This window comes from Streptomyces sp. NPDC030820, from assembly GCF_055572075.1.
The window spans coordinates 347,998-372,163 of the sequence record NZ_JBVIEB010000005.1 but is presented as its reverse complement, the minus strand read 5'-3'; the positions used below and the strand labels follow the sequence as shown (position 1 = coordinate 372,163).

General features: G+C 71.6%; 22 protein-coding genes and 2 pseudogenes. 13 read left to right on the top strand and 11 right to left on the bottom strand.

What is annotated here, in order from left to right; all coding sequences use genetic code 11:
- Positions 1-232 precede the first annotated feature (232 nt).
- Positions 233-1,951 (top strand): aa3-type cytochrome oxidase subunit I, encoded by a 1,719-nt coding sequence (ctaD, locus tag ACZ418_RS16700; protein ID WP_468362908.1) that lies wholly within the window; start codon positions 233-235, stop codon positions 1,949-1,951.
- The gene (locus ACZ418_RS16695) at positions 1,948-2,292 is read left to right on the top strand and encodes a cytochrome C oxidase subunit I (RefSeq protein WP_468362906.1); all 345 of its coding nucleotides are present in this window, start codon (positions 1,948-1,950) and stop codon (positions 2,290-2,292) included. Before ctaD ends, ACZ418_RS16695 begins: the two co-directional genes overlap by 4 nt.
- A 4-nt stretch (positions 2,293-2,296) precedes the next feature.
- Here the strand turns inward: ACZ418_RS16695 and ACZ418_RS16690 are convergent, their stop codons facing one another.
- The gene (locus ACZ418_RS16690) at positions 2,297-2,983 is read right to left on the bottom strand and encodes a DUF6445 family protein (protein ID WP_468362904.1); all 687 of its coding nucleotides are present in this window, start codon (positions 2,981-2,983) and stop codon (positions 2,297-2,299) included.
- 237 nt (positions 2,984-3,220) lie between these two features.
- On the opposite strand from ACZ418_RS16690, the gene ACZ418_RS16685 reads away from it, so the two are divergent.
- The gene (locus ACZ418_RS16685) at positions 3,221-3,943 is read left to right on the top strand and encodes a DUF4142 domain-containing protein (RefSeq protein WP_468363214.1); all 723 of its coding nucleotides are present in this window, start codon (positions 3,221-3,223) and stop codon (positions 3,941-3,943) included.
- A 46-nt stretch (positions 3,944-3,989) separates the two neighbouring features.
- On the opposite strand, the gene ACZ418_RS16680 is transcribed toward ACZ418_RS16685, so the two are convergent.
- Positions 3,990-4,958 carry a nucleoside hydrolase gene (locus ACZ418_RS16680; RefSeq protein ID WP_468362902.1) on the bottom strand — a complete coding sequence of 323 codons (969 nt, stop codon included), beginning with the start codon at positions 4,956-4,958 and terminating at the stop codon, positions 3,990-3,992.
- A gap of 57 nt (positions 4,959-5,015) precedes the next feature.
- Positions 5,016-6,251 (bottom strand): threonine--tRNA ligase, encoded by a 1,236-nt coding sequence (gene thrS / locus ACZ418_RS16675; RefSeq protein WP_468362900.1) that lies wholly within the window; start codon positions 6,249-6,251, stop codon positions 5,016-5,018.
- 329 nt (positions 6,252-6,580) lie between these two features.
- On the opposite strand from thrS, the gene ACZ418_RS16670 reads away from it, so the two are divergent.
- The gene (locus tag ACZ418_RS16670) at positions 6,581-7,384 is read left to right on the top strand and encodes a hypothetical protein (protein ID WP_468363212.1); all 804 of its coding nucleotides are present in this window, start codon (positions 6,581-6,583) and stop codon (positions 7,382-7,384) included.
- Between the two features lie 11 nt (positions 7,385-7,395).
- Here the strand turns inward: ACZ418_RS16670 and ACZ418_RS16665 are convergent, their stop codons facing one another.
- Positions 7,396-8,739 carry a helix-turn-helix domain-containing protein gene (locus ACZ418_RS16665; protein ID WP_468362898.1) on the bottom strand — a complete coding sequence of 448 codons (1,344 nt, stop codon included), beginning with the start codon at positions 8,737-8,739 and terminating at the stop codon, positions 7,396-7,398.
- Positions 8,740-8,875: 136 nt separating this feature from the next.
- Positions 8,876-9,052, bottom strand: coding sequence for a hypothetical protein (locus tag ACZ418_RS16660; RefSeq protein WP_468362896.1), 177 nt, complete (start codon positions 9,050-9,052; stop codon positions 8,876-8,878).
- Between the two features lie 22 nt (positions 9,053-9,074).
- Here ACZ418_RS16660 and ACZ418_RS16655 point away from each other — a divergent pair, with 22 nt between their 5' ends.
- Positions 9,075-9,842, top strand: a complete 768-nt coding sequence (locus ACZ418_RS16655) for a polysaccharide deacetylase family protein (protein WP_468362894.1) — start codon at positions 9,075-9,077, stop codon at positions 9,840-9,842.
- Here ACZ418_RS16655 and ACZ418_RS16650 read toward each other — a convergent pair.
- Together ACZ418_RS16650 and ACZ418_RS16645 are read right to left on the bottom strand one after the other, a co-directional pair.
- Positions 9,833-10,021, bottom strand: a complete 189-nt coding sequence (locus ACZ418_RS16650) for a DUF397 domain-containing protein (protein WP_468362892.1) — start codon at positions 10,019-10,021, stop codon at positions 9,833-9,835. The genes ACZ418_RS16655 and ACZ418_RS16650 overlap by 10 nt on opposite strands.
- Positions 9,981-10,829, bottom strand: coding sequence for a helix-turn-helix domain-containing protein (locus ACZ418_RS16645; RefSeq protein ID WP_468362890.1), 849 nt, complete (start codon positions 10,827-10,829; stop codon positions 9,981-9,983). Before ACZ418_RS16645 ends, ACZ418_RS16650 begins: the two co-directional genes overlap by 41 nt.
- Before the next feature lie 74 nt (positions 10,830-10,903).
- Here ACZ418_RS16645 and ACZ418_RS16640 point away from each other — a divergent pair, with 74 nt between their 5' ends.
- Complete coding sequence (locus tag ACZ418_RS16640) at positions 10,904-12,148, top strand: amidohydrolase (RefSeq protein ID WP_468362888.1); 1,245 nt, start codon at positions 10,904-10,906, stop codon at positions 12,146-12,148.
- 36 nt (positions 12,149-12,184) lie between these two features.
- Here ACZ418_RS16640 and ACZ418_RS16635 read toward each other — a convergent pair whose 3' ends face one another.
- Positions 12,185-13,318, bottom strand: coding sequence for a hypothetical protein (locus tag ACZ418_RS16635; protein ID WP_468362886.1), 1,134 nt, complete (start codon positions 13,316-13,318; stop codon positions 12,185-12,187).
- Positions 13,319-13,438: 120 nt separating this feature from the next.
- Positions 13,439-14,608: a PP2C family protein-serine/threonine phosphatase gene (locus ACZ418_RS16630; RefSeq protein ID WP_468362884.1), complete on the bottom strand. Its 1,170-nt coding sequence runs from the start codon at positions 14,606-14,608 to the stop codon at positions 13,439-13,441.
- Between the two features lie 152 nt (positions 14,609-14,760).
- Here ACZ418_RS16630 and ACZ418_RS16625 point away from each other — a divergent pair, with 152 nt between their 5' ends.
- From ACZ418_RS16625 to metG, 5 genes and pseudogenes are all read left to right on the top strand, one after another.
- Positions 14,761-15,240: a hypothetical protein gene (locus ACZ418_RS16625; protein ID WP_468362882.1), complete on the top strand. Its 480-nt coding sequence runs from the start codon at positions 14,761-14,763 to the stop codon at positions 15,238-15,240.
- A gap of 268 nt (positions 15,241-15,508) precedes the next feature.
- Positions 15,509-16,396 (top strand): annotated as a pseudogene (locus ACZ418_RS16620) (hypothetical protein); the annotation flags it as partial.
- Positions 16,397-16,778: 382 nt separating this feature from the next.
- Positions 16,779-18,722, top strand: coding sequence for an FUSC family protein (locus ACZ418_RS16615; protein ID WP_468362880.1), 1,944 nt, complete (start codon positions 16,779-16,781; stop codon positions 18,720-18,722).
- Positions 18,723-18,795: 73 nt separating this feature from the next.
- Positions 18,796-20,352: a VWA domain-containing protein gene (locus ACZ418_RS16610; RefSeq protein WP_468362878.1), complete on the top strand. Its 1,557-nt coding sequence runs from the start codon at positions 18,796-18,798 to the stop codon at positions 20,350-20,352.
- 149 nt (positions 20,353-20,501) lie between these two features.
- Positions 20,502-22,232, top strand: a complete 1,731-nt coding sequence (gene metG, locus ACZ418_RS16605) for a methionine--tRNA ligase (protein ID WP_468362876.1) — start codon at positions 20,502-20,504, stop codon at positions 22,230-22,232.
- Positions 22,233-22,266: 34 nt separating this feature from the next.
- Here metG and ACZ418_RS16600 read toward each other — a convergent pair.
- Positions 22,267-22,575: pseudogene (locus tag ACZ418_RS16600) on the bottom strand (pectate lyase family protein); the annotation flags it as partial.
- Positions 22,576-22,669: 94 nt separating this feature from the next.
- Positions 22,670-23,017, bottom strand: a complete 348-nt coding sequence (locus ACZ418_RS16595; RefSeq protein ID WP_468362874.1) for a DoxX family protein — start codon at positions 23,015-23,017, stop codon at positions 22,670-22,672.
- 217 nt (positions 23,018-23,234) lie between these two features.
- On the opposite strand from ACZ418_RS16595, the gene ACZ418_RS16590 reads away from it, so the two are divergent.
- Both ACZ418_RS16590 and ACZ418_RS16585 read left to right on the top strand, forming a co-directional pair.
- Entirely contained in the window at positions 23,235-23,426 is a 192-nt protein-coding gene (locus ACZ418_RS16590; RefSeq protein ID WP_468362872.1) for a hypothetical protein, read from the top strand.
- A gap of 12 nt (positions 23,427-23,438) precedes the next feature.
- Complete coding sequence (locus tag ACZ418_RS16585; protein WP_468362870.1) at positions 23,439-24,164, top strand: hypothetical protein; 726 nt, start codon at positions 23,439-23,441, stop codon at positions 24,162-24,164.
- Positions 24,165-24,166 lie beyond the last annotated feature (2 nt).

Here is a 24,166-nt window from a genome sequence, read left to right as displayed (position 1 = left end):
TCCCCTGGTCCGGCGGCCCGTCGCCCGGCTCACTCGCGACGGCGAGCCGCACCTCCCGCACCCCGCGCACCAGCCGAGCCGGCCCGGGCGAGGGCGCCGCTAGGCCGTCCGGGTGCATCCGTCACGCGGTCGGCCGCGCGTCGGGCGGCGCGTACGCCGTCCCGCGGCAAAGGATGACCAGTAGCCGACGTATGGCGTGCGCGGATCGCGACCATCAGGAGACAGACGACTTGTGAGCATCCTCAACGAACCCCATGGTGCCGCCGCGGCCGAGGACGCCTACGAGAGCGAGGTGCCGGTCCGGGGCAGGCAGCCCGGCAGTGTCGTGGTGAAGTGGCTGACGACCACCGACCACAAGACGATCGGCACGCTGTATCTGGCGACGTCCTTCGCGTTCTTCCTGATCGGTGGCGTGATGGCCCTGATCATGCGCGCCGAGCTGGCCAGGCCGGGCCTGCAGATCGTCTCGAACGAGCAGTTCAACCAGCTGTTCACCATGCACGGCACCGTGATGCTGCTGATGTTCGCGACGCCGCTGTTCGCCGGCTTCACCAACTGGATCATGCCGCTGCAGATCGGCGCGCCCGACGTGGCGTTCCCGCGGCTGAACATGTTCGCCTACTGGCTGTACCTGTTCGGCTCGCTCATCGCGGTGGGCGGCTTCCTCACCCCGCAGGGCGCGGCCTCCTTCGGCTGGTTCGCCTACTCACCGCTGACGGACGCGGTCCACTCGCCGGAACTCGGCGGCGACCTGTGGATCATGGGTCTGGCCTTCTCCGGCTTCGGCACCATCCTCGGCTCGGTCAACTTCATCACCACGATCATCTGCATGCGCGCTCCCGGCCTGACCATGTTCCGCATGCCGATCTTCTGCTGGAACGTGCTGCTGACCGCCGTCCTGGTCCTGCTGGTCTTCCCGATCCTGGCGGCCGCCCTGTTCGCGCTGGAGGCGGACCGCAAGTTCGGCGCCCACGTCTTCGACTCCGCCAACGGCGGAGCGTTGCTCTGGCAGCACCTCTTCTGGTTCTTCGGCCATCCCGAGGTGTACATCATCGCGCTGCCGTTCTTCGGCATCATCAGCGAGATCATCCCGGTGTTCTCCCGCAAGCCCATGTTCGGCTACATGGGCCTGATCGCCGCGACCATCTCCATCGCCGGCCTGTCCGCGACGGTGTGGGCCCACCACATGTACGTCACCGGCGGTGTGCTGCTGCCGTTCTTCTCCTTCATGACCTTCCTGATCGCCGTGCCCACCGGTGTGAAGTTCTTCAACTGGATCGGCACGATGTGGAAGGGCTCGCTGTCCTTCGAGACGCCGATGCTCTGGGCGGCGGGCTTCCTGGTCACGTTCCTCTTCGGCGGCCTGACGGGAGTCATCCTCGCCTCCCCGCCCATGGACTTCCACGTCTCCGACTCGTACTTCGTGGTGGCCCACTTCCACTACGTGGTCTTCGGCACGGTGGTCTTCGCGATGTTCGCGGGCTTCCACTTCTGGTGGCCGAAGTGGACCGGCAAGATGCTGGACGAACGCCTCGGCAAGATCACCTTCTGGACGCTGTTCATCGGCTTCCACACCACCTTCCTGGTCCAGCACTGGCTGGGCGCCGAGGGCATGCCGCGCCGCTACGCCGACTACCTGGCGGCCGACGGCTTCACCACCCTGAACACCGTCTCCACCATCGGCTCGTTCCTGCTCGGCCTGTCGATGCTGCCGTTCCTCTACAACGTCTGGAAGACGGCCAGGTACGGCAAACCGGTCGCCGTGGACGACCCCTGGGGCTACGGCCGCTCCCTGGAATGGGCGACCTCCTGCCCGCCCCCGAGGCACAACTTCGTCACCCTTCCGCGCATCCGCAGCGAGTCCCCGGCGTTCGACCTGCACCACCCCGACATCGCGATGCTGGAACACGAGCACCAGGTCCCGGCGCGGCCCGACCGGGGACGGGGGTGAGCGGCCTGCCGAGGCAGGGAGCCGACGACGCGCTCGCCAACGAGGTGGAGGGATACCTGCTCTGGCAGGCCCGCATCGCCGACGCGGAGCAGCGCGCACGGGAGTTCACCGGACCCCTGGAGTGGCTGACGACGGCCCAGCGCGAGGACATCGAACACCGCTACACCGCCGACGCCCTGGCCCGCTCCCGAGCCGACCTGGAACGCATCGCGGCCCGCTGCATGTCGCTGCGCGCCGAGTACGAACACCGCTACCAGGACCTGAAACGCCGCTGCCTCGCCGTGACCCTCGCGGTGTGCGCGGGCTGCATCACCGTGGCGACGCTGTTGCTGCTCCTGTGACCCGTCAGGCCATCCAGAAGAACACCGCCGTCATGCGCTTGTCCTCCAGTTCCTTGCCGCAGTAACCCGTCGCGCTGTGCACCAGGTTGGCGTTGTAGAGGAGGAGGCGGTTGTACTTGTGGGGGACGCGGACGTCCTCCTCGAAATGGTCGGCCGGGACGAACCTCGTGCCGAGGGCCTCGACGAGGTTGTTGTGCGGGGCCTGGACGATGTTGCCGCCGAGCCGGCCACCGGGCAGTGACTGGCGGTAGAAGGCGGTGCCGCAGTTCTTGGGGACACCGGGGTTCAGGTACAGCACGGCGGCGTACCGGCACAGAGCGCGGGAGTCGGTGTGCGGGCGGGGCTCGCTCTCGCCCTCGCCGACCACCTGGACGCAGTTGTGGTTGAGGGTGCCGCCGCCGGGCGCCTGCTGCACCCACAGCTTCTTCGCGCCGGTGGCCTGCTTCACCAGGGCCTCGACGCGGGCGAGTTCAGCGGGTTCCAGGCCGGGCATGGCGCGCAGGCCGGGCCAGGTCTCGGAGGTGTAGGGGTAGCCCTTGACCCAGTCGTCCTTGGCCAGGCACCGCTCCCGTACGGCGTCCACCTCGGGCAGGACGTCGTCGAAGACCCAGTAGTCGCGACCCTTGGTGGGCTTGCGGTACGGCAGGACGGGCAGGGCAGCGGGCATGCGGGGCGGTGGCTGTGGGGGCATGCGGCGAATCTATGCCAGCGTTTGGTCTCGCCTCTCCCGAGGAATGGTCAACTCTTCTTTACCTGCACCACAGATACAAATCTTTACCCGCCGCACCGATACGAACGGCCGCCCCATCCGTACTGCTGTGCGTCCGAACCGCCCGGCACCGTCACCCTGGGCGGGATCCACGACCGGGCAGGAGGCACGGTGCGCTTTTCGCGGAACGCGACGGGAACGCTCTTCGTGGGCGGTGCGATGGCCGTCACCCTGGTGTCACTCGCCTACCCGAGCATGCTCGGTCTGAGCAAGGTGACCACCGCGCAGGACCGCGTCATCGCCAACACCCAGTGGGGGCCGCTCACCGAGCAGGACCGGGACTTCGTGGTGAAGGTGCGAGCCGCCGGTCTGTGGGAGTACCCGGTGGGGCAGATGGGACTGCAGAAGGGCACCACACCGTCGGTCATCACGGCCAGCAAGCACCTGGTCGACGGGCACGCGGCGCTGGACACCACCTGCCGCAAGATCGCGCCGATGCTGAACATCACGCTGCCCAACCTGCCGAGCCCCCAACAGCAGGGCTTCGTCAGCCAGTTGAAGGCGGACAGCGGGAAGAAGTTCGACAGCGACTTCGCCAACATCCTGCGGATGACCCACGGCTCGATCTTCAACACGATCTCGAAGATCCGGTCCACCACCAAGAACTCGCTGGTGCGCGCCCTCGCCGACCAGGCCAACAACACCGTGCTGGACCATATGACGGTGATGGAGAAGACCGGTCTGGTCGACTTCGACCAGACACTCTTCCAGCAGACCACCCCGCCCAAGCTGCCCGCCTCCGACCTGACCCCGCCGCCCCCGGCCGCCGGCCAGCCGGAGGTGGTGCTCACCCCGCCGCCGAACGCCACGTCGACGCCCGTCGACCTCGGCGGGCTGACCGGCGGCAACGCCTCGCCGGGGCCGAGCCCGTCGGCGGGTTAGGCCGGCCGGACGGTGGTGTCCGGCGTCCAGGTCGGTGTCTCGCACCCTAAAGGCGCTCCACCGTCTCCAGGTACAGCTTCACATAGCGGTCCACGTCGACCCCCAACGCCACGTCCACCAGGGTCTGTTCGCGCCTGCCCTCGTGGATCTCGGACTCGCCGGGGCGGGGGCGGCGGTCGACGATCGTCTGGCCCCGGGTCGGGCCGGGGGCCAGGGACACCTCGACGGGCAGCAGGCGGGTGGTGATGCCCTGCGGGTCGGCGACCGCGCACACCGCGCCCGCGTCACCCAGGCCGCCCGCCTCCTCCGCCTCCGGGGCCTCGCCCTGTGCGGTCGGCCGGTGGGCGAGCAGTTCACCGGCCAGCCGGGTGCCGGGGTCGCTGCTGGTGCGCAGCCGGTGGACCTCCGGGGCGGGCACGACCACCTGCATGAAGACGTCGAGGCCGTACATCGTGACGGGCACCCCGGCCGTGAGCAGGATCGCCGCCGCCTCCGGGTCGTGCCAGACGTTGAACTCGGCGACCGGCGTGGCGTTCCCGACGGTCACCGCGCCGCCCATGAAGACGATCCGCTCGATGTTGCGGGTCACCTCCGGGTGGGTGCGCAGCAGCAGGGCGATGTTCGTCAGGGGCGCGGTGGGGATCAGGGTGACCGGGCGCGGCGAGGCCAGGATCTCGCGGCGCAGGAGTGCCACGGCGTCCAGCTCGGACGCCGTGCGCTGCGGCGCGGGAAGGCCCAGGTCGCCCATGCCGTCGGCGCCGTGCACATGCTGTGCCGGGCGGGCCGGTTCGATCAGCGGGCGTTCGGCGCCCCGGCCCACCGGGATGTCCGGGGCGCCCGCCTGCTCCAGCACGGTCAGGGTGTTGCGGACCACGCCGTCGACGTCCGTGTTGCCGGCCACGCAGGTGACCGCCCGCAGATCCAGGTCCGGGTGGCGCACGGCCAGCAGCAGGGCGAGGGCGTCGTCGACCCCGGTGTCGCAGTCGATGATCACGGGGATGGGCTGACCGGTCACGGCGGACTCCTTCCGTCAAGCCGACCTTAGTTCAGTTCCGACCTCGGCTCACGGCGGTCACTCCCACAGGGCGGTGCCGCGTGCGGCCACCCGCGCGGCGATCCGGGACAGCAGCTCCGGCACCGGCAGCTCGCCGGGCCGGCGGCCGTCCCGCAGCCGCACGGCGGCCAGGCCCGCCCCGGCCTCCCGGGCGCCGACCACCGCCTGGTACGGCACCAGACGCCCCGCGCGGATCCGGGCGCCGAGGGTGCCCTCGGCGGGGCCCAGGAGTTCGGCGCGCAGGCCCAGCTCCACGGCCTGGCGCACGATCGCCGCCGCCTGCTCCAGCTGCTCCTCGCCGACCGGCAGGACGGCCAGCTGCACCGGGGCCAGCCAGGCCGGGAAGGCTCCGGCGTGCGCCTCGATCAGGTGGGCGACGGCCCGCTCGACGCTGCCGATGATGCTGCGGTGCACCATGACCGGCCGGTGCCTGGCACCGTCCGCACCGATGTAGTGCAGGTCGAAGCGGGCCGGCTGGTGGAAGTCGATCTGCACGGTGGACAGGGTGGACTCGCGGCCGGCCGGGTCGGCGATCTGCACGTCGATCTTCGGGCCGTAGAAGGCGGCCTCGCCCTCCGCCTCCTCGTACGCCACGCCGGACGCGTCCAGGACCTCCCGCAGCAGTTCGGTGGCCCGGCGCCACAGCTCCGGATCGGCGACGTACTTCCCGCCCTCGCCGGGCAGGGACAGCCGGTGCCGTACGGCCTCGATGCCCAGGTCGGCATAGGCGCGGGCGATCAGCTCCAGCGCGCCGCGGGCCTCCTGAACCGCCTGGTCCAGGGTGCAGAAGATGTGCGCGTCGTTGAGCTGGATGGCGCGGACGCGGGTCAGACCGCCGAGGACGCCGGAGAGTTCGGCACGGTGCATGCCGCCCAGCTCGGCGATGCGCAGCGGCAGTTCCCGGTAGCTGTGGGAGCGGGAGCGGTAGATCAGGGCGTGGTGGGGGCAGAGGCTGGGCCGCAGTACGACCTCCTCGGACTCATGGGGGCCCAGTTTCATCGGCGGGTACATGTCGTCGCTGTAGTGGTCCCAGTGCCCGGAGATCTCGTACAGCTCCCGTTTCCCGAGCGCGGGCGAGTACACATGCCGGTACCCGGCCCGGCGTTCGGCCTCGCGGATGTACTCCTCCAGGGTGTGCCGTACAACCGCGCCGTCGGGCAGCCAGTACGGCAGGCCCGCGCCGATCAGCGGGTCGGTGTCGAACAGGCCGAGCTCGCGGCCGAGGCGGCGGTGGTCGGGAAGTGCGTCGTTCATGGGTGGATCTCCTCGCTGGGGGGAGGCGAACACCCACGGCACGCCGAAGCCCCGGGGCGCTCGCCCCGGGGCTTCGATGCTGGTCAGGTGTCAGCGCGCCGGGACGGTCTCCGGCGTCGTCGTGCTCTTCGGGCACGAGTGGTACTGCTGGGCGCGCTGCATACGGCGACCGTAACAGCCCCCGAAACCCAAGGTCGAGGCATTTTCCCCGCACCCTCACCCGTACGGCCCGGAGCGCTGGTGGGGCGGGCGGGGCGGTGGTGCCGTGAGAACAGGCACGCCAACAGGCACCACGGGCCCGCACCCCAGGAGGCACCTCAATGCCGTCGATGACCTCGTTGACCGCGTTGATCGAGGCGATACGCTCGCGCCCCCGCCTCCAGCTCACCCTGACAGCCGCCGGCCTCATCGCGATGGGCGCCTGCGCGGCCCTCGGCCTGAAGCACCCGGCGACCGCGCCCCAGCCCCTCCCCACGATCGACAAGCCGACCCCGATACCGCGTGCGTCCGGCCAGGGGAACGGCGCCACGCTCACCGACGAGCAGGCGCGGGCCGCGCTCATCACCCAGGCCGACCTCGGCGCCCCCTGGACGGCGACCCGCGGGGCGGCCACCTGGCGGGACGGCCTGCTGAAGGCGACCAGCACGGCGGCGGAGTGCGGGCGCCTGATGGACGTGCTCTACACCGACGAACTCCTCGGCGGCCCGCCCCGCGTCGCGATCGGCCTGGACGACGCCGACACCGACGCCCAGCTGCGCTACCAGATCGGCGCCCGCCGCCCCGCCGACGTGGACGCGGCGCTCGCCTGGCTGAAGACGATGCCGGCGCACTGCGCGCGGTTCACGGCCACCACGGATACCGGGATCACGGAGGACGTCCGGGTCAACGACGCCCCGCTGCCACAGGTCGGGGACGCGCGCCAGGGCCTGCGGATCAGCCTCGCCGCCACGAACGAACAGGGACAGCACGCCGTGCTCACCCTGGACGTGGCCGCCGTCCGGGTCGGCCCGGACGCCTTCGCCCTCACCAACGGCAGCCTGGGCGACGTACCGAACGACGCGACCCAGGCCGCCGTCCAGATCGGCGCCCTGCGCCTGACGGACATCCGCAAGCAGGGGCGGGCACAGGTGTGATCCGCGGGGCGTCACAGCGGCGGCTGGGCCGGCGCCGGGCCCAGGGTCGTGGTGCCCGGGGTCGTGCGGTGGCCGAGGCCGGTGCGGTAGGCGTCCAGGGCGGCGTCGATACGGCCCGTGCGGCGCAGCAGGTCGCCGAGGAGCCGGCACAGGTCGGCCAGGTCGCCGGCGGCGCCCGCGCGTTCCAGCAGGCTGAGTGCGCGGACGTAGTGCTCCTCGGCGGCCTCGGTGTCCCGGGCGTCCTCGGCGATGATGCCGAGCAGCCGGTGTGCCGCTGCGGCGTGGACCGCGCCGCGCTCGGAGGAGAAGTCGCCGAGGACGCCCTCCAGGAGTACGGCGGCCTCCTCCGGCTTGCCTCGGCGGTGCAGCACGTCGGCCAGTTCCACGGCGGCCTGGCTGCGGTACAGGGCGGCCCGGCTCTCCGAGAGCATGGTGTACGCCTGGCGCAACTCGGCCTCGGCGCGTTCCAGTTCGCCGTTCTGGGCGCAGACGTATCCGCGCATCCAGTGGCAGTTGGCCAGCTCGGTGCGCAGCCGCAGCCGGCGGTACAGCTCGGCCGCCTTGGCGAGGGATGCATCGGCCTCGGTGACCCGGCCCTCGGCGATCAGGGTGCGGGCCACCGAGCGGTGCATCCGGGCGATCAGCGCGGGATCGCCGGCCTGCGGCGCGAGCGCGAGGGCGAACTCGGCGGCCTGGGCGGCACGGGCGTGCGCGCCCATGTCCATGTACGGGCCGATGACGCTGGCGTAGAGCAGGAGCAGGGCGTCGGGGTCGTGCAGTCCTCCTCGGTTGAGCTCGTCGAGGGTGGATTCCAGGAGGTATACGGCGTACCTGAGTTCACCGGCGAGGTAGTGCGCGACCGCGCGACCCCGGACGGCAGGCACCCGCGCCGGCAGGGACTCGTCCGCCAGGTGCGCCTCGGCACGCTCGAAGAACTCCCGGGCCGCCGCCAACTCACCGGTCTCCAGGGCGCATTCGCCGAGGCCGAGCAGCGCGGTGACCTGCTCGCAGGCCAGCCCGTGGGTCTCCGTCTCCGCGAGCAGCGCCGCGTACCGGCCGGCGGCCTCCTCCGCCCTGCCGTCGGCGAGGACCCGCTGGGCCTCGGTGAGGCGTAGCCGCAGGTCGGTGGCGAGGTGGGCGGGCCGCCCGACGGCCAGCTCCTCGTACTCCACTCCGAGCCGGCCGGCGATGTGCCGCAGCGCCTCGTCGGAGGGCCGCACCCGGCCGGCCTCCACGGTGGAGATGTAGGCGGGTGTGTAGGCGGGCTCCGCCAACTGCCGCTGTGTCAGTCCGCGTTGGGTGCGCAGTTGCTGTACACGCTGTCCGATGACCGCAGGGTCGTCCCGTTCCCGCATTGCGCCGATCCCCCAACTCCCATGGTGCCTCTTGCCGTTGGACCCGTACAGCCCCTAGGTTAAACGGCGGATTAAGTCTGCTTAATAGGTCGCTGTTGTGTTGCGAGGTCACCGTGCCCGGACGTACATCCGCACCCTATGGAAACACCACCGCGCGCAGGGCCGTCGCCGCCGCGGTGATCGCGGCAACAGCCCTGATCCTCGCGGCGAACGCCGGCCCGGCCCGGGCGGCGGAGCCCGGACCGGGCGCACGGACACAGCAGGCGATCAGCACGTCCAGGTAGCCCAGGTCGCCCCGGGATGCCCGAGACACGCATCCGCCCTAAGCTCCTTACATGCCCCACTCATCCCATCGAGGGGCTCTCCGGCCCCGGTGGGACGACGTCATCGCGCTGTTGACCGCGGCAGTGCTGGCACTCTCCCTGTCCGTCTGGGCACCCGCACGGGCCGCAGCGCGGCCTCCTGGCGATTTCGTGGACTGCCGGGAGGCGAAGTGCGTGGCTCTCACGTTCGACGACTCGCCGAGCGCGCGCACCCCACAGCTCCTGCACATCCTGCACCGCTACCGCGTGCACGCCACGTTCTTCACCCTGGGCAAGCACCACGTCGTGAGATATCCGGGGACGGTCAGGAGGATGGCCGCGGAAGGCCACGAGCTGGAGACCCTCACCTGGTCCCACCGGATCCTCACCGGCATCAGCCCGGCCGACGTGCGCAAGGAGATCGTCCAGGGCCGCGACGCCGTGGCAAAGGTCATCGGCCGCCGACCGGTCCTGCTGCGCCCACCGCAGGGCCGCACCGATCCGGCCGTCACGGCGATCTGCCGGAAGCTCGGCACGGCGCAGGTCCTGTGGAGCGCCAGCGCGTCCGACTACCGGACGACCGACTCCGCACTGATCACCGCCCGGATCCTGGACCAGACCCGTCCCGGCGGGATCATCCTGCTGCACGACCTGGTGGACCCCACGAACCGCGGGTACAACGGAACGATTCCCGCGGTCCCCGGCATCATCTCCGCCCTCAGGGCCCGCGGCTACACCTTCGTCACGGTCACCCAGCTCCTCGCCCCGGCGAAGCCCCGGCCGGGCGAGATCTACAGGTAGCGCACGAACGCCGCGAAGGCCTCCGGCGTGAGGGTGAGCATGCCGTGCTCGGGGTTCTTGGAGTCGCGGACGGCTATGTGGGTGGGGAGGTCGGCGATTTCGATGCAATCGCCGCCGCTGCTGCTGCTGTAGCTGGACTTACGCCACGTCGCGCCGTTCAGCTGTCGGCTGGTCTCCATAGCGCTCCTCCATCACGTGGGCGATCAGTTCGGCAGAGTCCCGCACCGAGAGCGCGGCAGCCTGTAGCTGATCGTAGTAGAGCCAGCCGTTACCAACGCTCTCTGGATCGGCGGTCATGTGCCCCTGGACGAAGTCCTCCGTGTAGACGATGTCCGGATGGTCGTTGAAGCGCAGGAGGTTGAATGCCCCTGGCAGACCGGGGTGTTCGCCCGCTGAGTACGGCAGCACCTGGATCTTGAGCCGACGTTGATCGCGGAAGCTCAACAGATGCGCGAGTTGGCCCCGCATCACCTCCCGGCCACCCATCGGGCGGTGGAGCACCGCCTCGTCCAGCACCACCCACACCAACGGCGGCTTCGCCTTCTGCAGAAGGCGCTGCCGCTCCAGCCGAGCGGCGACCAACTCGTCGAGGCTCCCCGGCTCCGGAGCGCCGAGCACCGCACGCGCGTACCCCTCGGTCTGCAGCAGCCCGTACACGACCTGCGCTTGATACGTCGAGATGTACGTCGCCTTCGCCTCCATGTCGGCGTACGGCTGGAACCAGGTCGGCAACTGGCTCCGTAGAACCAGGCCCACCAGCCGCGAGAACAGCCCGTCCGTCATCAGCGCCGCGTCCACGCGCTCGGCGAACTCCCGCGTCGGCACCTTCAGGGCGGTCTCGATCTGACCGACCAACGAGCCCGTACAGAAGACGATGGCGCCCAACTCCTTCTGCGTCAGCCCCGCCGCCTCCCGCTTCCTGCGCAGCTCATAGCCGAAGTAGTCCAACGGCGAGGCACTCGGATCGAGTTCGCGAATGTTCACCATGTAGCCGAGAGTAACGGTTCGACTCCGCACAGGTGGGGGTGTCGGCGAAACCTCCGGAGGCCTACGCTCCCGCCATGACCTCTGCCGCCGCCCGTACCGCCCTGGACCTGACCTGCGACCTCCCGGTGCCGGACCTGGAGGACCTCTACCGCGACCTGCACCGCAACCCCGAGCTGTCCCTGCGCGAGCACCGCACCGCCGGGAGGCTCGCCGAGCGGCTGGAGCAGGCCGGGTTCGAGACCGCCGAGGGCGTCGGCGGCACCGGGGTCGTGGGCCGGGTGGCCAACGGCGACGGGCCGACCGTGCTGCTGCGGGCCGACATGGACGCGCTGCCGGTCCAGGAGGCCACCGGGCTGCCGTACGCCTCGCAGGCGGACGGGGTGATGCACGCGTGCGGGCACGATCTGCACGTCACCTGGCTGACCGGCGCCGCCGAGGCCCTGGCCGCCGGCCGGGAGACCTGGCGGGGCACCCTGCTGGTGGTGGGCCAGCCGGCCGAGGAGACCGGGCAGGGCGCGGCCCGGATGGTCGCGGACGGGCTGTACGAGCGGTTCGACCGGCCGGACGTGCTGCTCGGACAGCATGCCGCTCCGGGCCTGGCGGGCCTGTACCCGCACGCGCCGGGCCTGATCATGTCGGCGGCGACGGACGTGGACATCGTGGTGCACGGCCGGGGCGGGCACGGCTCGCGCCCGGAGGCGACCGTGGACCCGGTGGTGACCGCCGCCTACCTGGTCACCCGCCTCCAGACGGTCGTCTCCCGGGAGCTGGCCGCCGGCGAGTCCGCCGTGCTGACCGTGGGCCGGATCGAGGCCGGCACCCGGCACAACATCATCCCGTCCGAGGCCCGCATCTCGCTGAACCTGCGCAGCAAGTCCGAGGCGGTACGGCAGCGGATGCTGGCCGCGATCCGGCGCATCGCGCACGGCGAGTGCCTGGCCGCGGGCTGCCCGCGCGAGCCCGACATCACCATCGGCAACACCTTCCCGGTGACCGTGAACGACGCGCCCACCGACAGCGCGGTGGCCGCCGTGCACGGCGAGGTCTTCGGCGCGGGCACGGTGTTCGACCCGGGCCCGGCGATGGGCAGCGAGGACTTCCCCGCGCTGGCGCTCGACGGCGCCATCCCGTACTCGTACTGGTTCGTGACCACCACCCCGGCCGAGGTGTGGGACAAGGCCCCCGGGGACACCCTCCCGGAGAAGTTCGCGGCCGTACCGAGCAACCACAGCCCGCACTTCGCACCCGACCTGTCCGTGATCGCCCCCGGAGTCCGCACGCTCGTCTCGGGGGCCCTGGCGCTGTTGTCGGCGGCGTGATGGGGCCTATCGAGGCCTATCGAGGCCTACTGAGGCCTACTGAGCAGCCTGCAGCTGTCGCAGCTGCCGCTGGACGTTCTCCAGCGCACCCTGCCGGCGGCCCGGCACCCGCAGCCGCAACTCCGCGAGCGCGAGCCCGAGTTCACGGGCCCGCGCCGCGTCCGTGATCCGCCCCCACTGGTGGTGCGCCCGGTCCACGGCCGCCTCCACGGCAGGCGCGTCCACCGCCTGCCCGGCGGCCAGCCGCACTCCGGCCACGGCGAGCCAAGCCCGGCAACTACGCACCGCGTCCCCCGCGAACATCGCGAGATCGGCACGGACTTCGGCCCAGTGCAGCGCTTCGTCGGAGGCCGGCCCACAGGCACGCACGGCCAGTTGCTCCTGCTGAGCGGCGAGCACATCGGCATCACCGTGCCGCCCGTCCTGCACGGCCGCGCTGATGGCGGCGTGGGGGTCCTGGCCGATGACACCGGGGGCCCGCTCGACGGCGTCGGGGGCGTGGTTGGGGGCCGGCGGGAGCTGGGGTCTGGGGGCGGAGCCCCGAGGAACGGCCAGCACCAGGTCGCGGCCCGCACTGGAGTCGGCGATCCGCCCCAGCGCCTGCTCGTGCAACTGAAGAAGCGGCGGCCGGTACCCACTGCGCAACAACGTCGCCACGGCCTTCATGTACGCCGGCTCGGCCACCCCCCGCCGCCCGCCCACCGGCGCGACACGCCCGTAAACGGCGGCATTCGGACCGCAGTCCAGCCCCCGCTCGGCCACGTACCGCCACGCCTCCGCATCCGCATGCAGATCCACGACCAGCGCCGTGTCCACGGCGGAGCGCAACCGCAGCTCCTCCCGTATCCAGTGCCACGGCAGCGCCGTGTAGCGAACCGTCGCCGCGGTGGTGCGGGCCAGCGCCAGGTGCGGCAGCCGCTGCCGGCGGTCCAGTTGCAACTGACCGGCGATGTACAAGGTCAGCGGCCCGGGCGCGGCCGCCGCGGCGCGCAGCCGGGTCAGCACGGCCTGCGGCTCCAGCGGATCGGCGAGTTCGACGACGTTGGCGGTGTCGGTGCCGGACAGCACGGCCGGGGCGACGGCGGCCAGCACCGGCAGCACACCGGCCGCCTCCACCAGCCGCCCCCGGCCCAGCGGCGAGGCCGCGAGCAGCAGCACGGTTCCGGGCATCGGTCCTCCCCCTGTAGCCCCTGTCGGCCCTGCCGACCTGGCCGGCTCTCCACGCTCTCCAGCCAGCACCGTAACCGCTGCGCCTGCAAACGCGCGCCTCAGGAGAGGAGGAGGACGGCGTCAGGACCGCAAACGTCCCTCTTCGCCGTCTTCGCCCGCAGCCTCCCCCCGCATCCGCCGCACGGCGAACACCGTGGTGTCGTCGACCAGCCGGCCCCCGCTGTGCCGCAGGACGCCGTCGCGGACCAGCCGGACCAGCCGCCGGGGATCGGCGTTGTCCGGCCCCCCGCCGGCGACCGCGGGCGCGAGCTCCCGGATGAGCGGATAGAAGGTGCCCCGCCGGTCGCGGGCCTCGGTCACCCCGTCGGTGACCAGCAGCAGGGTCTCGTCGGCGGCGAGCGGCACCCGGTGCACGGGCGGCAGACCGCCCGCGAGGTCGCCGAAGCCGAGCGGCAGCCCGTCGCCGCTGGGCAGCTCACGGACTCCGCGCGGGCCGACGGCGAGCGGCGCCTCATGCCCGAAGTTGACGACGTCGATGCTCTCCGGCGCGTCCTCGGGGAAGCCGATCAGCACGGCGGTGGCGAACCGGTCGCCGTCCGTGCGGCCGAGCGCGGTGGTGTGCCGGCGGTGCCGCAGCATCCGGATCTCCAGGCGCTCGGCGACGGTCGCGAGGTCCTCCTCGTGGTAGCCGGCCTCACGGAAGGTGCCGAGCAGCGCGGCGGCGGTCTCCACCGCGCCGAGCCCCTTTCCCTGCACATCGCCGACGAAGAGGCGGGTGCCGTGCGGGCCGGGCTGGATGTCGTAGAAGTCGCCGCCGACCCGGGCCTCGACGTCGGCCGCCAGGTACACCCCGGCGTGCTCCAGCCCGCCCCAGCGCGCCGGCAGCGGGCGCAGCACGGTACGGCGGGTGGTCTCGGCGATGTCCTGGATGTGCAGGGTCTGCCGCTCCTTGCGCAGGCGTACGGCGCAGGCGAACACGGCCAGCAGGCCGCCGACGGCGACCAGGATGAAGTCGCCGAGTCCGGCCCGGTACTGGTCGGGCCAGGCGTTGTCGACGGCGACGTACGTCACCACCGCCAGCACGGCGAAGGCGCCCGTCGTCCACACCCCGCAGATCGCGGCGGCCGTGCCGGGGACCAGCACGATCCAGGTGACGATCCGGAACTGCTCGGTCGTGTTGAAGTCCAGCAGCACGATGCCGACGAGCAGCAGCAGAGGCGGCACCCAGGCGACGTTCCGGCCGCGCACGCGCAGCAGCTGGCGCCGCCGGCCGTACTCGATGTCCGTCACGGCGGACAGCCCTCCATGTCTCTCGGCGTTCCCAGCGAAACACGGGAGAGAAGCGGCCGCATCCGGGCACCCGTCACTCTCCTGGCCGACTTGCCAGGCCCTGTCCTCAGGTGTGCTCTGGAAGGCGGGGGCGAGGAGAGAGGAGTGCTCTCATGGCTCAAGCGGCACCCGCGCCCGGCGGCATCTCCCGCGCCGGCCGCAGGGAGATCGGAGCACGGGTTTCCGGTCGGCGCGCCCGTCCGCCCGACGTGTTCGACGCGCGCACCCATCGCATCGCCCACTTCGCCGGCCCGGTCGTCCTGGGCCTGATCTACGGCTACTGGGTCGCGGCCGACGCCCGCCAGGGCGGCGCCGTCACCGGCGGGAACCTGCTGCTCGGCTGGCTCAGCGCACTGGTGTTCGCGGTGGTGTCCATCGCCCTGCTGACGCTGGCCCCGCGGATGGCGAGGGAGTTGCACGCGCTGCTGTGGTCGGCGTTCGCCGGCATCGCGTTCGGCTTCCTGTACGTCCAGACGCCGCACTCGGTCTGGCGGTCCGTGATGATGTCGCTGGTCATCGCGGGATGCACCTTCGGCACGTTCTTCTACCGCTATTACACGCGCGAGGACGCGTTCGGGCGCCGCGTCCACTGACCGCGTGGTCCACCGGCCGCGCGCGCCGCGAGCGGGCGAGCGAGCGTGGGAGTGGGTCCCGGCGGGCCGGGACCCACGCCTCCCCCGTGTTCCCCACTTCCCTCACCCGGCCTTGCACCGGCCTCCTCCCCCCAACACCAGGAAACACCCGTTCGGGTGAACCCTCCACCGGAGGTCGAAGTGCCCAGGTCCACCAAGGGGTGCGGGTCTTCGCCCGAATGCACCCGCCCCGCTCGCGTCCGCGCCCCGCAGACCAAAGCCTGGAAGCGTGCCCCCACGCCTCAGGAGCGCCCTGTCGGCCGTACTGCTCGCCCTGTCCTGCCTCCTCGTGCCGTTCGGCGCGCTGGCGGCCTGGGCGGCGTACGGGCTCGCCGACACGGGCCGGTACGTCACCACGATGGCGCCGCTGGCCGCCGACCCGAGGGTCCGGGAAGCCGTCGCGGACACGGTCGGTGACGGCATCGTGCGCGCGGTGGACCAGCATCTGGACGTACGCCCGGCGGGTGGTTCCGTCCGCCCGTTCGTGCGGGACGCGGTGCGCTCCTTCACCCGGACCGAGGCCTTCCGGCTGGCCTGGGACACCGGCAACCGGGTCACCCACGACGCGGTGCTGCGCGCCCTGCGCGACGAGGAGGACGACGCGGCGGCCGGGCGGCCGGTCACCGTCGACTTCGCCCCCGTCACCGACCAGGTCAAGCGCCAGCTGGCCCGGGACCATGTGCCGCTCGCCGCACGCATCCCGGTGCAGCACACCGCGGTCTCCGTGCTCCCGGCGGGCGAACTGGCCTCCTTCCGGAAGGGGTTCCACGTGCTCGAAGTCGCCGGTTTCTGGCTGCCGGTGGCGGCCGTCGCGTTCGCGGCCACCGGGATCGCCCTCGCCGTCCGCCGCCGCCGCGCGGTCGCGGCGACCGCGCTGGGCACGGCCCTGGGCGGCGGCCTGCTGGTCCTGGCCGTGGCCGTCGGCCGCAACCTCACCCTGTCCGGCCTGCCCGCCGACGTACCCCATCCGGCCGTCGCCGCGGTCTACGACGCCCTGACCGCCACCCTGCGCACGGCCGCCTGGCTCCTGCTCGCCCTGGGCCTCACGGTGGCGCTGACCACATGGCTGACCCGCCGTCTGAACCGACGCCGCCCGACACGCCACCGCACCACACCGGTCACGACCACACAGGCCACGCCCCTTCCTCCGTCCCTGGGGATGAGCCGGGCACCCCGAGGGGCGCGGGGAACCGCGCGACCAACCACAACGCCCCGCAGCCGGGCGACGGCCGCGAACTCGGCAGGCTCCGCGCCTTCGCGGCCGCCGCCCCCCGTACGCCCACCATCCTGGCCGGCGACTTCAACGCCACCGAGGACCACGCGGCCTTCCGCCGCATCCTCGGCACCGGACTGACCGACGCCGCCGTCTCGCCGGACACGCCCGCGCCGCCAGCCGGCCCGCGCCCACCGCCTCGGTCGTCGGCACCCAGGTCGTGGACCTCGCCCTTCACCAGCGGGGACGAACCGGGCGGTCGGAACGGACCGGCGATAATGACCGCATGTCGCGAGAGTTCCCCATCGGCCTCACCCCTCCCGACTGGTTGGTCCGGAACCTCCGCCCCCAGCAGGCCCCCGTCAACAAGGCCGCCATGGCCCGCGCCGCCGTCGCCATGGCCCTGCCCCTCGCCGTCGGCCTCACCACCGGCTACCCGGCGTACGGCGCCCTGGCCTCCATGGGAGCCCTGTCCGGCGTCATCGGCGACACCGCCGACGCCTACCGCATGCGCATCCTCAACATCGCCGTCCCGCAGCTCTTCGGCGCGGTCGGGGTGACGCTGGGCGCGCTGGTGTACGGCCACGGCTGGTACGCGGTGGCTGCGGTGACCGGGATCGCCCTGCTCTCCGGCATGATCTCGACGATCGGCGCGGTGGCCTCGGTCTCGGGTCTGCTCCTGCTGCTGAACTGCGTGATCGGCGCGGGCCTCCCGCTGCCCCGCCCCTGGTGGCTGGCTCCCGCCCTGATGACCGGCGGCGGCCTGCTGGTCCTCCTCCTCGCCCTGCTGGCCTGGCCGTTGCGCTCGGGCGTGCCCGAACGCGCGGCGGTGGCGGCCGCCTACCGCACCGTCGCCAGGCTCCTCACCGTCTCCGGCACGGACCACACCGAGGAGTACGACGAGGCCCGCCGGATGGTCACCCAGTCCCTCAACCAGTCCTACGACCTGATCCTGGCCCGGCGCGCCCGCCACCACGGCCGCAGCCGTGAACTCACCCGTCTCCTCGCCCAGTTGAACGCCATCATCCCGGTGGTGGAGGCGGCCCCCGCGGCCCATCTGGCGGCCCGCCCCCTGCCGGCCCGGATCCCCGAGACCGTCCACCACCTGGCCCAGGCGGTCGAAACGGGCTACACGGGCCCGATAGCCCTGGACCTCCCGGTGCCGGCGACGGAGACGGCCCGCGCGGTGGACCACGCCCTGCGCCACGCGGCGGAGGTCGTCACGGCCCCCGACGTGGACCCCCGGGGCATCGACGACCGCCTGGGCCGCCCCGCGGCGCTGGGCATCCGCACGGCAAGGGCGGCCCGCAACGTCGTACTCTCGGCCAACTCCTGGCGCTACGGCCTGCGCCTCGCGGTCTGCATCGGCATCGCCCAGGCCCTGGTGTCGCTGATCCCCGTTCCCCGCTCCTACTGGGTGGCCCTGACGATCACCTTCGTCCTGAAGCCCGACTTCGGCTCGGTCTTCTCCCGCGCCCTGCTGCGCGCCCTCGGCACGGTGGCGGGCCTGGTGATCGCGGCGGTGGTGCTGGCGGAGGTCCCGCTGGGTTGGTGGGACGTGGTGGCGATGCTGGTCCTGGCCCCCTTGATCCCGGCACTGACGCCCCGGGGCTACGGCTACCAGACGGCAGCGATCACCCCGGTGATCCTCCTCCTCTCGGACATCCTGAACCACCAGGGCACGGCGTTGCTCCTGCCCCGCCTGACGGACTCGCTCCTCGGCTGTGCGATCGCCCTGACCGCCGGCTACCTCCTCTGGCCGGAGAGCTGGCGCACCAGGGTCGGCGACCGCCTGGCCGACGCGGTGGCGGACACGGCGCGGTACGTGGAGAAGGCGTTCGCCCCCGACTGCGACCCGGCCGCCCGCGCCCGCATGCGCCGCCGCCTCTACCGGGACCTGTCGGTGATCCGTACGGAGTTCCAGCGGGCCCTGACCGAACCACCGCCGACCGGCCGCCGCGCGGCCGCGTGGTGGCCGCTGGTCGTGGCGGTGGAACGTATCGTCGACGCGACGACGGCGGCGCGCGTCCGCGTACGACACGGGGCGGCGCCCCCGTCCGCGGCCGAGATCACCCAGGTGGTCCTGCAGCTCCGGGAGCTTTCGGAGGGCGTACGGGACGCGAAAACCCTGACCCCGGTCCGCACTGACCTCACCGGTCCAGCGGACAGTGTCCTGGAGCCGCTCCGCCAGGAGGTGGCGGCGGCCCGGTCGATCGCTTCCCCCCGCTGAGTGCTTCGCTAACCTTACGTGTCCGTCCTGGCCAGGGATCGACGTGGATCAACTCACGCGAAGGGTTGCACACATGGGCATTCTCACTCTCCTGCGGAACGCATTCAGCCGCTCCCGCAAGGGACGAGCCACCGAGGCAGAGGGTGCCGACCGCCTGCCGGCGCAACCGGAGACCCCCCAGCCCACGGCCGACGCCACCGTCCCCGAACCCCGCCGGTCCTCCCCCGGGGAACACGACCTGGTGGCGGCGGCCTTCAACAACGTAAAGGTCCCCCGCCCGGCGGAGGGCGAGCCGGATCAGCCCGAGACCACCGCGGAGCCGAAGCCCGAGTCCGAGCCGACGCCCACCAAGCCGGCCGAGGCCGAGAAGCAGCCCGAGCCGGAGCCCACGGAACCGGCCGAGGCCGAGAAGCAGCCCGAGGAGGCGGCCGAGGCCGAGAAGCAGCCCGAGCCGCAGGCCGAGGAGGCGGCTGGAGCTGAGGAGCAGGCCGAGCCGGAGCCCGCGAAAACGCCCGAGACCGAGAAGCAGCCCGAGCTTGAGGCCGCGGAAACGACCGAGCCAGAAGAGCAGCCCCAGCTTGCCGAGGCTGTAGAGACCCCAGAGGCCGAAAAGCAGCCCGAACCGCAGGCCATGGAGACAGCTGAGGCCGAAGACCAGCCCGAGCTGCCAGAGGCCGAAAAGCAGCCCGAGCCGCAGGTCGCGGAGGCGGCCGGAGCTGAGGAGCAGGCCGCGACCGACGAGACGACGGCCCCGCAGGCCGCCGACGGCGAGGACGCCCCACAGGGGCCACCCGCAGCCGACGACGAAAGCCGCACGGGTGGTGCGGGTGGGAACATCGACGCCGAAGGCGAAGCCGAGGCGGACGAACCGGCCCCCACGCCGGAGGCCGAGGCCGAGGCGGACGAACCGGCCCCCACGCCGGAGGCCGAGGCAGAGACGGAGGCCAAGACCACCCCCGCCACCACCCTCGCCAAGGTCAAGTCCCGCACCCCCTCCCTCGCCGCCGCCTACAAGGCAGCCACAGCCACCCTGAAGAAAACCGACCTCACCGGCACCCGCGCCAAGATCTACCTCGTGCTCGACCGCTCCGCGAGCATGCGCCCGTACTACAAGGACGGCTCCGCCCAGGCCCTCGCCGACCAGACCCTCGCCCTCGCCGCCCACCTGGACCCCGAGGCCACGGTCCACACCGTCTTCTTCTCCACGGAGATCGACGGCACCACCGACCTCACCCTCACCCCGGACCACGAGACCAAGATCGATGACGTCCACGCCGGCCTCGGCCGCATGGGCCGTACCAGCTACCACGCCGCCGTAGAGGCCGTACTCGCCCACTACGACGAGTACGAGAAGGACACCACCCCCGCCACCCCCGCCCTCGTCGTCTTCCAGACCGACGGCGCCCCGGACGCGAAGACCCCCGCCACCCAGGCCCTCACCGCGGCAGCGACCTCGCACCCCGCCGTCTTCTTCTCCTTCGTCGCCTTCGGTGAGCACGACAACAAGGCCTTCGACTACCTCCGCAAACTGAAGACCGACAACACATCGTTCTTCCACGCGGGCCCCACCCCCCGCGAGCTGACCGACACGGAGCTGTACGAGGGCATCCTCGCCACCTGGCGCCCGTAACCCGGACGACCCGCGACGCACAGTCACCCTCCGTGACGCCGGGCCGCCCGCTTCCCACCCTGCAAAACGGGAAGCGGGCGGCCCACCCATGTCGGCTACGATTTCAAGGTTCGAAACCGCAGAAAAGCAGCGACCTGGGAGCAGCCACGATGGCTCGACACCTCATCACCAGCGCCCTTCCGTACATCAACGGGATCAAGCACCTGGGCAACATGGTGGGGTCCATGCTCCCGGCCGACGTGTACTCCCGGTACCTCCGCCAGCGCGGCCACGACGTCCTGTACATCTGCGCCACCGACGAGCACGGCACCCCGGCCGAGCTGGCCGCCAAGGAGCAGGGCCTGCCGGTCGACCAGTTCTGCGCCCAGGCGCACGACGCGCAGAAGGCGGTCTACGACGGCTTCCACCTCGCCTTCGACTACTTCGGCCGCAGCTCCTCCGCGGAGAACCGCGACATCACCCAGCACTTCGCCCGCAAGCTGAACGAGAACGGCTTCATCGAGGAGCGGGCGATCCGCCAGGTCTACAGCCCCGCCGACGGCCGTTTCCTGCCCGACCGCTATGTCGAGGGCACGTGCCCGCACTGCGGCTACGACAAGGCCCGCGGCGACCAGTGCGAGAACTGCACCCGGGTGCTCGACCCGACCGACCTGATCAACCCGCGTTCGGCGATCTCCGGCTCCACGGACCTCGAGGTCCGCGAGACCAAGCACCTCTTCCTCCTCCAGTCCAAGCTGGAGAACGAGGTCCGCGAGTGGGTCGCCCGGCACGACAAGGACTGGCCGCAGCTCGCCTCCTCCATCGCCCACAAGTGGCTGACCGAGGGCCTGCACGACCGCGCGATCACCCGTGACCTGGACTGGGGCGTCCCGGTCCCGGCCGACACCTGGCCGGAGCTGGCCGCCGAGGGCAAGGTCTTCTACGTCTGGTTCGACGCGCCGATCGAGTACATCGGCGCGACGAAGGAGTGGGCCGACCAGGACCCGGAGAACCGCGACTGGAAGTCGTGGTGGTACGACGCCGACGAGAGCGTCCGCTACACGGAGTTCATGGCGAAGGACAACGTCCCCTTCCACACCGTCATGTTCCCGGCCACCGAGCTGGGCGTGCGCGAGCCGTGGAAGAAGGTCGACTACGTCAAGGCCTTCAACTGGCTGACGTACTACGGCGGGAAGTTCTCCACCAGCCAGAAGCGCGGTGTCTTCACCGACCAGGCCCTGGACATCCTCCCGGCCGACTACTGGCGCTACTTCCTGATCGCCAACGCCCCCGAGTCCGACGACTCGTCCTTCACCTGGGAGCACTTCACCGCCACGGTCAACAAGGACCTCGCCGACACCCTCGGCAACTTCGTCAACCGCGTGCTGTCCTTCTCGAAGAAGCGCTTCGGCGAGGAGGTCCCCGCGGGCGGCACCCCGGGCGAGGCCGAGACGAAGCTCGGCGAGCAGATCGCCGAACTCCTCGCCGAGTACGAGGGTCACATGGAGGCCATGCAGTTCCGCAAGGCCGCCGCGGCCCTGCGCGCCCTGTGGTCGGCGGGCAACTCCTACCTGGAGGAGAAGGCCCCCTGGCTGCAGATCAAGACCGACAAGGACGCCGCGGCCCTCACCCTGCGTACGGCGATGAACCTGATCCATCTGTACGCGGTGGTCTCCGAACCGCTGATCCCGGCGACGGCCGCCGCCATGCGCCAGGCCTTCTCCCTCCAGGACACTGCGTCTGATCAAAAGCGTGCGACCTGGATCACCGAGGCCGAGGCCAAGTCCCTCACCGCCGTCCCCGCCGGCACGCCCTTCACGGTCCCCCCGGTCCTCTTCGCCAAGCTGACGGACGAGGACCTGGCAGCGTACAAGGAGCGCTTCGGCGGCGAGCAGGGCTGACGACTCCGACAGCTTGGGCGGGCCCGGGAAGACGTTCGATGGTGCCCTTGACCTTGATGATCCGGGGCGTGGTGTCGGAGGCGGAGCCCAGGGCCTTCACCAGCTGAGCGCGGGTGGAGACGGTGACGGTGTGCGCGGCGTCGGCCTTCGAGCCGCCGGTGGTCCCGGTACCGGAGGCGGCCCAGCCGTCCTTGGCGGCGAGTGTCTGGTGGTAGAGGTCGGGGGCGGTCGCGTTCGCGTTCATCACGAACACCCCGGCACCGACGCCCGCGGCCACGACGGCGGCGGACACGGCGAGGATGCGCCGCTTGCGGAGGGACCGGCGGTGGGAGGAAGCAGCCACGGAGGAGTCCTTGAAAGTGTGCTGTACATGCCTTACGACTCCTCAGTGGCCGCCGCGGAGAAGGAAGTTGCCGCCTCACGGTGAGAATTTCGGCTCAGGCGGCGTAGCGCAGGACGAGCGCGCCGACCACCGGTGCGGCGTAGACGAGGGGGAACGGGATGTGCGAGTACCAGCGGGCCCGCGTCACGGTGACGGCGGCCCCGAGGAAGTAGACCACCAGCCCGGTCCCGGCCAGCACCCCGATCACCGGCACGAACAGCCCGACCACCAGCCCCACGGCCCCGGCGGCCTTGGCCACGCCGAGCAGGGTCCACCACGACTGCGGCACCCGGTAGTCGGTGAGCGCCTTGACGATCCACTGGGCCCGCAGCAGCAGCACGGCCCCGGAGAAACCGGCCATCAGCGCGGCGAGCAGGGTGACGACGATCTGAGCGGTACGCATAAGAGGCTCCCATCGAGCACTCGACTGAAGTGCGGACACCGCTCTGACACCGGTGCTCGCCCCCATGTGACAGAGCACCGAAAAAATCTCCGCCCAACATGAACGTTGCTGGTCACCGGGCCGTAGCCGCGACAGTGACGTCATACTGGAAGCGCTCGACCGCGCCCTTCGGGAGGTCCGGGCCGGCAGCCCGGCCGGAGAGAAGTGGAAGGACATCATGTCTTCTTTCGTCACCTACCTTGAGGTGCGCGGCCTGGCCGTCTCCGACGCCGTCCGGGAGCGCGTCACCACCTGCACCGACCTCGACCGCCTCAACGACTGGCTCGACCGGGCCGGCACGGTCAAACGCGCGGAGGACCTGTTCACCGAGGCGGCGGACGCGCCGGAGAACACCACCGAGCTTGCCTGACCCGCCTCCGTCATGACCCCGCCCGGCCGTCCCGCGAACCTCCCCGAAGCCCATCTCCGCCTCATCGGGGCCGCCCTGACGCTGGGCGCACCCTTCTCCCTGGTTCTGGCCGGAGGGTATGCGCTCCAAGCCCATGGACTGGTCGAACGGCCGCACGGGAACGTGGACCTCGCGACGGAGAGCCCGGAGCCAACCGACCGGATCGCGTACGCCGTCGGTGCGGCCCTGGAGGCACGGGGTCGGCAGGTGCGGGCCGGAGCATTCACCCCGCTCACCGCGCAGCTGACGGTGACGGACCCGCCGACCGGCGAGCCGTGCGTCCTCACCCTGCACAAGGAGACGTTCTGGCAGCCGCCGGAGCTGACCGAGTACGGTCCCGCGCTCTCCCTGGAGGACGCCGTAGGGACGAAGATCCGTGCGCTGTACGACCGTGGCGCCGCCGTCGATCTGGTCGACGCGCAGGCCGCGGCCGCCCGGTTCTCCTTCCCTGATCTGGAGGAGCTGGGCCGCCGACACGCCCATGATCCCTTCGATCTGCCCACGCTGCAGTCCCGGCTGACGGGGACGGACTTCTACTCCGACGTGGACTTCATCCGGTACGGCCTGACGCAGGAGCAGGTCACCGCCCTGCGTGCCTGGGCCCAGCACTGGTCCGACGACATCGCCGAGCGCCTGCTGGAGGACGGCGCTTCCCCGGACGGAGAGGACGGAGGGGACGGGGACGACATGGAGGACTGAGG

Coding starts and splice junctions, on each gene's coding strand:
- ACZ418_RS16615 (WP_468362880.1), top strand. CDS start 16,779: ATGTCGCGAGAGTTCCCCATCGGCCTCACCCCTCCCGACTGGTTGGTC.
- ACZ418_RS16685 (WP_468363214.1), top strand. CDS start 3,221: ATGGCCGTCACCCTGGTGTCACTCGCCTACCCGAGCATGCTCGGTCTG.
- thrS (WP_468362900.1), bottom strand. CDS start 6,251: ATGAACGACGCACTTCCCGACCACCGCCGCCTCGGCCGCGAGCTCGGC.
- ACZ418_RS16590 (WP_468362872.1), top strand. CDS start 23,235: ATGTCTTCTTTCGTCACCTACCTTGAGGTGCGCGGCCTGGCCGTCTCC.
- ACZ418_RS16585 (WP_468362870.1), top strand. CDS start 23,439: ATGACCCCGCCCGGCCGTCCCGCGAACCTCCCCGAAGCCCATCTCCGC.
- ACZ418_RS16650 (WP_468362892.1), bottom strand. CDS start 10,021: ATGGAGACCAGCCGACAGCTGAACGGCGCGACGTGGCGTAAGTCCAGC.
- ACZ418_RS16640 (WP_468362888.1), top strand. CDS start 10,904: ATGACCTCTGCCGCCGCCCGTACCGCCCTGGACCTGACCTGCGACCTC.
- metG (WP_468362876.1), top strand. CDS start 20,502: ATGGCTCGACACCTCATCACCAGCGCCCTTCCGTACATCAACGGGATC.
- ACZ418_RS16690 (WP_468362904.1), bottom strand. CDS start 2,983: ATGCCCCCACAGCCACCGCCCCGCATGCCCGCTGCCCTGCCCGTCCTG.
- ACZ418_RS16655 (WP_468362894.1), top strand. CDS start 9,075: ATGCCCCACTCATCCCATCGAGGGGCTCTCCGGCCCCGGTGGGACGAC.
- ACZ418_RS16665 (WP_468362898.1), bottom strand. CDS start 8,739: ATGCGGGAACGGGACGACCCTGCGGTCATCGGACAGCGTGTACAGCAA.
- ACZ418_RS16625 (WP_468362882.1), top strand. CDS start 14,761: ATGGCTCAAGCGGCACCCGCGCCCGGCGGCATCTCCCGCGCCGGCCGC.
- ACZ418_RS16670 (WP_468363212.1), top strand. CDS start 6,581: ATGACCTCGTTGACCGCGTTGATCGAGGCGATACGCTCGCGCCCCCGC.
- ACZ418_RS16635 (WP_468362886.1), bottom strand. CDS start 13,318: ATGCCCGGAACCGTGCTGCTGCTCGCGGCCTCGCCGCTGGGCCGGGGG.
- ACZ418_RS16645 (WP_468362890.1), bottom strand. CDS start 10,829: ATGGTGAACATTCGCGAACTCGATCCGAGTGCCTCGCCGTTGGACTAC.
- ACZ418_RS16610 (WP_468362878.1), top strand. CDS start 18,796: ATGGGCATTCTCACTCTCCTGCGGAACGCATTCAGCCGCTCCCGCAAG.
- ACZ418_RS16595 (WP_468362874.1), bottom strand. CDS start 23,017: ATGCGTACCGCTCAGATCGTCGTCACCCTGCTCGCCGCGCTGATGGCC.